Here is a 6794-nt window from a genome sequence, read left to right on the forward strand (position 1 = left end):
CCGTGCCGCGCTGCTGCCGCCGGCCAGGGCGCGAAAGCCGCCGGGACGGGCGCCCGCGTAGGCGGCGCCATGGTCCGCGCCGGGGACTTCGTCGCCAAGATGCCCACCGTCGGCGAACTCGGGCTCAAGGTCGCCAACAAGCTCGACGTCCACATCCCGCACCTCGGCCCGACACCCGCGGTCGCGGGCGCCGGACACCACGTCGACATGCACGTCCCGGAAACCCGCGGGCCGGAGGTCGCGCGGATGGACGGCGGCGGGCACGGCGACGGGCCGAGCCTGGGCGATGGAAGGCATCGGGGATCGGACGGGCCAACTACGTCCCAGTCGAGTGCACACGTCGGAGACGCGGCGGACGGCGGACACAAGCACGTTCCAAACGCCCCACAGACCCACCACGTACCGCAGGACGCACCCCACCTGACGCCGCACGAATCCGGCCACAGTCAGCACGCGCCGGACGGACACGGCGAGCCTGGACACGGCGACACGCATAGCGGCACCAGTCACCCCGACACCGGTGACCACACCGATATCGACCATGGTGGAGCGCACGACAGCGGTCGCGGCGCAACACCGCACTCGCCCGACGCCGAGCCTCAAGGGGTCCAGCCCGACGGATCTTGGCAGGGCGAACACGGGCTGCGCCTCGATCCTGGCGCCAACGCGGCAGCCGAGCGGTTCATCGAGCGTTCCGCGGCCAACGAACCCCGCATCACCGAACACATGCGGGTGATCGAAGGCTCCATCGACCACGGGCGCTTGGAAGGGCTGGACTTCCGCCTCAAAGGCGAGGATTCGCTCAAGCGCAAGCTCGCCACGGACATGGCCGAGGACATCAACGTCGCCCCGGACGAAGCGCTCGCCGGAATCCGCGACTCGGTCCGCTACACGCTGGAAGTCCCCTCCGGCAACTACAGCCACGGCGTCCAGCACGCGGTCCACCAACTGCAGTCCCAAGGCTTCGAGAACATCAAGTTCAAGAACACCTGGGACGAAAGCGGCTACAAGGGCATCAACTCGACCTGGCGCGACCCGGCCACCGGCCAGACCTTCGAGCTCCAGTTCCACACACCCGAGAGCTTCGCGGCCAAGATGGACGCGCACGAGCTCTACGAGCAGCAGCGCCTGCCGGGCAATTCACCGGAACGCATCGAGGAACTCCAAGCCCAGCAACGCGAGATCTTCGACCGCCTCGACCGGCCGTCGGGATCCGCTGAGCTGCACGTGCCGCAAACGGCGGGCGCGGGGACTCCGTTCGACGGCGGTGGGCATCCCAACGGCACATCTGAGGCCCTCGACGCCGGAACCGGCGGCGGCAATGAACCACTGGTACGCCGCGATCACGACTTCTCGGCCGAAGTGAACGAGAGCGGTGTCGGCAAGTCGCACTTGGACGATCACGGAAACCTGGTTCCCGCCAATCCGGCGGGCGAGATCAACATTAACCAGCACGTGTTCGGGGGAAGAAACCCCGAGATAAAGGCGAACAGCCAGTTCTCTTCCTTCAGCGCCCAGAACGATGGCATCAAGCTCTACGGCAATCAAGAGATCCGGCTCGACCTGCAACGCCTCCAGCACGACATCGCCCGCGGCCACGTGCAGGGCGTTGAGATCCATTCCCCGGAGCGCGTGCAGGCGTCGGTCCAGGCCGAGATCGACGGTATCGCCGGACGACACGTACCGGTGGACCTCCCCCCACGCGCAACCCGGGAGCAAGTCGAGCGCTACGCGGCAGAACTGCAACTGAGCCGAGGAAAGACCAAGAGCGTCCTCTCCAGGCTGCAAGCGATGCTCAACACCCGCAGAGACCATGAGTGGCTCGTCGAAGGGACAATCCCGAGCGAGTACCTCGACGGCCCCCACGACCTGTAAGGCTGGTGCCACGACATGGACGAGCGCGTCCGGCAGCTGCTGTTGCACGATCTCGACGGAGCTGCTGTCGAGGATCCCGACGAAGTGATCTACGAGGCGTACGACGATCCTCGCTACTTCGAACGCGTTCCAGCTCTCCGGGATGTGCTCGCAGACGACACGGTCGATGCGCAATCGCGCTTCCTCGCCTGCTTCGCGCTGACCGCGTGGGCGCAGCACGAGGGGTACGACGCCGTGATCGACGCCGCCGCCGCAGGCAGCGGAGCCGTTTGGTTCGGCGCCTGGCTCGATCGCCGGTACTCGGTGGACACCACGTTCGCGCAGCTCGCCGAAGCCGTTTCCGCAAGCCGGGACCTCGTTTCGGACCAGGCGACCGGCCAGCAGCGGTTGACGAGCCTGCGCGCGTTGTTGAAGATCGCGGACGCCTACTTCTTTGACTGGCAACTCGCCGCGGCCCTGGGGCCGGACGTGGTCGCAGAGCTCTCCCCGGAGATCTTCGAAACCGTTCATCGAGCTATCGCGAACTTGAATTCCGGGACTCGGTTCGATTTCCCGCTGTCGTTCCAAACTGCCGAGTTCATCGTCGCGGCCGCGCGAGCCGAAGAGACTCGTGCGGTCTCCTACGCGCAGGACCTGCTTGCGATCGATTCGTCTGCACAAGTCCTGCACCGGCTCATCGGGCTGGTCGAGCAAGGGCGGGAGCCCGCGTCGAAGCTGCTCGCCGACAGCATCCTCACGGTCGGGGGCGAAGAGGTTCGCGCAGAGATCACTGAGGCGCTCGACGCCCGCAGTGCTGCTGAACGTCGGACGGCCCAAGTCACTTACTACGCCAAGATCGACGAGCTGCATCCGCGCAGCGATCCGCGTGGACTGGTTCGGCGACGGATCCTCGACGGGGTCACGCACGACGAGGCGTTCACGCGGCAACTCGACTGGGAACCGACCGAATACCTCAAGCGGTACGCCATCGGACACAACGAGATCGACCACGTGGAGATCACCGAACAAGAGGCGGACGAGTTCGTGCAACGGATGACGCGCAAACTCGGTCACTGATCGAACCTGGATTCAGCTATGACGATGGATGATGGTCAGTATTGCGGGAGCCCTCGGGTTCGCGTCAGCAGCCAGAAGTTCACAGCTCTGGCCAGTGACAACGCTGATCACGTCCGAGTCGGACGTACCGCCGACGAAGGCCCGCAAGCGGGTTTCACTTGGTCCAACGAACACCTGTTGTACGTTGCCGACCTGCCACTGTCCGAGGTCGACGAGTACTACACCGCCACGTGGGAATTCCGTTGGCACGACGCCACGTTCGTGCTGGAGAAGATCGAGCAGGGCGTCTTGCTCGGACGACTCAAGCGAGCCGACGACAAGTGGGCGACCGAGCACGGACCCACCGTCGTCGACCGCGGATGGGTCGTCGGCCGGTTCCGGCCGGACGAGGTTGAGGGGCCACACGAAGTGCGCACCGAGCACCGGACGTTGAGGTCTCGAGCGATGGAGGCCGAGAGCATTACACCGCCATCGGACGAGGCGTTCGCGGCGAAGACGAGGGACGCGCGGTTCCAAGCAACCTATCGACCTGCCGACCCCGCAAGATCAGGTTTTGCGACCAATGAGGAGAAGCAGAACTTCCTCGCGGATGGCCGCTTCTTGGCCCAGCGGTTGCGCGACTCGGTGGACCGCTCCGCCGTATCGGTGGAATACGCCGGTGACGGCTCGATCGAAGTCGAACCCGGCCCGCCCGACAACGTCGAGGCGTTCCTGGCGAACGCCAAGGAATCGGCGAAGCGGCGGCGCGAGATGCCGCCGGAGGAGCAACGGCCGTTCCCGCGGCAGGATCGGTTCTCGGGCGAACCGCTCGGGACGGACGGCGACGGGCACATCAGGACCCGCCGGTCCGAGTGAGCTACTCGCGGGCGGACTGCCCGAAGTGTTCGAGGACGTCGGTGAGCACCTCGTACGGTGCCCGCGAGTCATCGGTGAGCGAGCACCAGGCCGCTTGCCGGCGGTCGAGTCCGAGCAGCTGGACCTGCGCGGGCGCGCGCCGGGCGTGTTCGGCGCCGTGTTCCGCGACTATTCGATGGCCGAGCAGGATGCCGTGGGGCAGCGGGGGCGGGTTCGGCTTGTTCCAGCGCAGGCCGTCGAGGCGGCCGGGTTGGGTCGCGACCAGCATGGAACGGGCGTTGCCTGCCACTGCGGCCGCGAGCTGGTCGATCGCGGCTCGGCCGACCGCGCGGGCAGCGGGCCCGGCCAGCCGCAGGCGCTCCCGCACCCCCTCCTGGACTCGAGTCACTTCAATCGTGCCGATCGCGGTCGCGGAATCCTGACCGCCGACGAGAACCACCGTGGACGGATTCGGCGCGCGCTGTTCGCAGTGCCGGGTGAGCTCCCGCGGCGACCACGGTTCGGAAGCCGGTTCGGCCACGCCCCAACCGCTCGGCCGACCGCCGGTGAGCGCCTGCACGGCCGCTTCCGCGCTCAAGCCGAGCTGCAGCGAAGCATGGGCGCGGTGCAGCGTGGTGATCTGCACTTCGACGCTTTCCGAACCGGTGGCCACCAGCGGGCCCGGCGCCCCGGCGGCGGCGAACCGGGCGCCGTCCCAGTGCAGCGGCTCACCGGTGAAACCGTCGCGGAACCGCTCCTCGTCCTCGCGCACGATCCACTGCGCGTGCCCGTCGTCGATGAACAGTTCGAGCGGGTAGGTGATCTGGCTGCGCAGCGGCGTGAGGATCTGCAGCACCCGGCCGTCCCGCGCCGCGCTCACCGCGGCGTCGGTGAGCCAGCCGGTCAGGGCCACCACCCGCCGGTCCTGCTCGACGACGACGGCCTGCGCGGTTTCCCGGTCGGCGGCGGGGTGGTTCAGCGGGTCGACCACGACACACCCCCGGACGCGGCAATCAGCGCGCCGGTGAAGTTCCGAGCCGCTGCCTCGGCTTCCGGATCGCGCCCAGGGGCGTGGGTTTCCACCCACCACGCGGGATGCGGCGCGTCGCTGACGCCGAGCAGCCGCTGCGCCTCACCGGGAACCTGGACGAGGCGGGCGCCTTCGGTGCTCAGCAGCAACCGGCCGTCCTCGTGGTAGAGCTGGATCAGCTTGGACTCGTCGATCGTGTTGACCCGCAGCTGCGTTCCCGCGGCCCGCATCGCGGCGATCAGCTCGCCAGGGCCCGGCTGGTCGCGGCACAGCGCGACGATGTCGAAAGTCACGATCTTCTCCCAGTGCTCGCCCTCAGTGTTAATAGCAGCGGTTACGTGTCCCCCAGGTACGCGCTCTGCACCATGCGCATCGGATCGCCCGGCCTGATCAGCTGCGCCCGCCCCGGCGGCAAGGTCGTGGGCCGGACGCCGGGGAACAACTGGCCCTCCGAACGGTCGCCGGACATCAGCAGGCTCAGGCAACCGGACTCCCGGACACCCATGGTGAACGGCTCGAACAATCCGCGGGCCGCACCCATCACCCGCCGCGTCAGCACCACGTGCAGCCCGAGGTCGCGGCCAGCGGCCAGGTGCGGCACGAACGGCGCCAGCGGTTGGCTGCCGGAGGCGGCGAGCACGTCGTAGTCGTCGACGACCAGCACGATCCGCGGGCCGGCCGGGTGCTCCGGGTCGCCGCGTTTGACCAGCTCCTGGCACACGGCCTGGGCGAGCTGGTTCGCCAGCGCGTGGTTGGTCGCATAACCGCCCAGGTGCTCGTCCGGCACCAGATCACCGAGCCCGTGCCTCGGGTCGAACACCGCGAAGGTGATCTCGTCGGCCGGATACCGGCGCACCAGCTCGCCGGTGACCAGCTTCAGCAGGTTCGTCTTGCCGGTGGCCGAGTCGCCGAGCACCAGCAGGTGCTGGTCGCGGCCGAACAGGTCCAGCACCGCGGGCTCGAAGTCCTGCTCGAACCGGCCCAGCGGCACCCCGCGGGACTGGGGTGATCCGTCGGACTGGGGCAGCTCCGCCGGATCCAGCACCGCGGGCAGCACCCGGATCGGCGGCGGCACCGGACCGGTCCACGTGCTGCGCACCAGCGCCGCGGCTTCGGCCAGGCCGCTGCCCGCCGGGTCGGCCACCGAATCCAGCCGCGGCAGCGCGAGCTGCCCGAACAGCTTGTCCGCGGTGAGCGCGCGGCCGTTGTCGGCGATGGTGCGGGCCAGCTTCCCCTCGATGCTGGACTCGGCGGAGTCGGTCAGCTTCAGCTCGATCCGGTTGCCGAAACCGACCTGCTGCGCCCCGCGCACCTCGTTCCAGCGCCGCGCGGTGGCCACCACGTGGATGCCGTAGCGGCCGCCGCGGGCCAGCAGATCGTGCACCCGCGGCTCGATCGACTCGAAGGCGGCCGCCAGCTGGCCGTAGCCGTCGAGCAGCAGCACCACCTCGGTGCAAGGCAGCTCGCCGGGCTCGCCGCGCAGTTGCGCGATGTCGTCGATCTGCTTGCGCTGGAACAGCTTCTCCCGGTCGGCGAGCATCCCGTGCAGTTCGTCGATGGTGCGGCGCACCCGCTCGAAGTCGTCGCGCCCGGCGACACCGCCCACGTGCGGCAGCTCGGCCAGCCCGCGCAGGCCGTTGCCGAGCAGGTCGATGGCGTAAACGCCGACGTCGGTCGGCCGGTGGGTGCTCGCCAGGCCCAGCGCCAGAGTGCGCAGCGCGGTCGTCTTCCCGGTGCCGGGACCGCCGAGGATCATCAGGTTGCCGCCGGACTCGGCCAGGTCGAGCGTCCAGGTGCCCTGCCACTGGTGCGCCGGATCGTCCAGCAGCCCGACCGGCACCGGCAGCCCGCCGTCCGATTTCGCGCGCAGCCGCAACCCGTCCTCGGTGATGTCGAAACCGCCCGCGGCCCGGTCCAGCGACACCGCCCGCGGCAACGGTTCCAGCCAGATCGGCGCCACCGGTGCACCGACCGGTTCGAGCTGAGCCACGATCGTCGA

At 68.8% G+C, this 6794-nt stretch carries 5 protein-coding genes and 1 pseudogene; 3 read left to right on the forward strand and 3 right to left on the reverse strand.

Translation table 11 applies throughout. The features are described from left to right. The 3 genes and pseudogenes from IJH84_RS19410 to IJH84_RS19420 form a co-directional block, all read left to right on the forward strand. A pseudogene (locus IJH84_RS19410) lies at positions 1-1875 on the forward strand (hypothetical protein); the annotation flags it as partial. Positions 1876-1890: 15 nt separating this feature from the next. Next, positions 1891-2931, forward strand: a complete 1041-nt coding sequence (locus IJH84_RS19415) for a hypothetical protein (RefSeq protein WP_295147133.1) — start codon at positions 1891-1893, stop codon at positions 2929-2931. Between the two features lie 177 nt (positions 2932-3108). Then, positions 3109-3786 carry a hypothetical protein gene (locus IJH84_RS19420; protein ID WP_295147136.1) on the forward strand — a complete coding sequence of 226 codons (678 nt, stop codon included), beginning with the start codon at positions 3109-3111 and terminating at the stop codon, positions 3784-3786. Between the two features lies 1 nt (position 3787). On the opposite strand, the gene IJH84_RS19425 is transcribed toward IJH84_RS19420, so the two are convergent. The 3 genes from IJH84_RS19425 to eccCb all read right to left on the reverse strand — a co-directional run. Further along, positions 3788-4756, reverse strand: coding sequence for a DUF6177 family protein (locus tag IJH84_RS19425; RefSeq protein WP_295147139.1), 969 nt, complete (start codon positions 4754-4756; stop codon positions 3788-3790). Further along, entirely contained in the window at positions 4741-5088 is a 348-nt protein-coding gene (locus IJH84_RS19430) for a hypothetical protein (RefSeq protein ID WP_295147143.1), read from the reverse strand. The genes IJH84_RS19425 and IJH84_RS19430 overlap by 16 nt, the downstream gene beginning before the upstream one ends. A gap of 41 nt (positions 5089-5129) precedes the next feature. Beyond that, positions 5130-6794 (reverse strand): type VII secretion protein EccCb (gene eccCb / locus IJH84_RS19435; RefSeq protein WP_295147146.1); only part of this gene is annotated, 1665 nt, incomplete at its 5' end.

The organism is Saccharopolyspora sp. (assembly GCF_017434145.1).
Lineage (GTDB): Bacteria > Actinomycetota > Actinomycetes > Mycobacteriales > Pseudonocardiaceae > Saccharopolyspora_C > Saccharopolyspora_C galaxeae.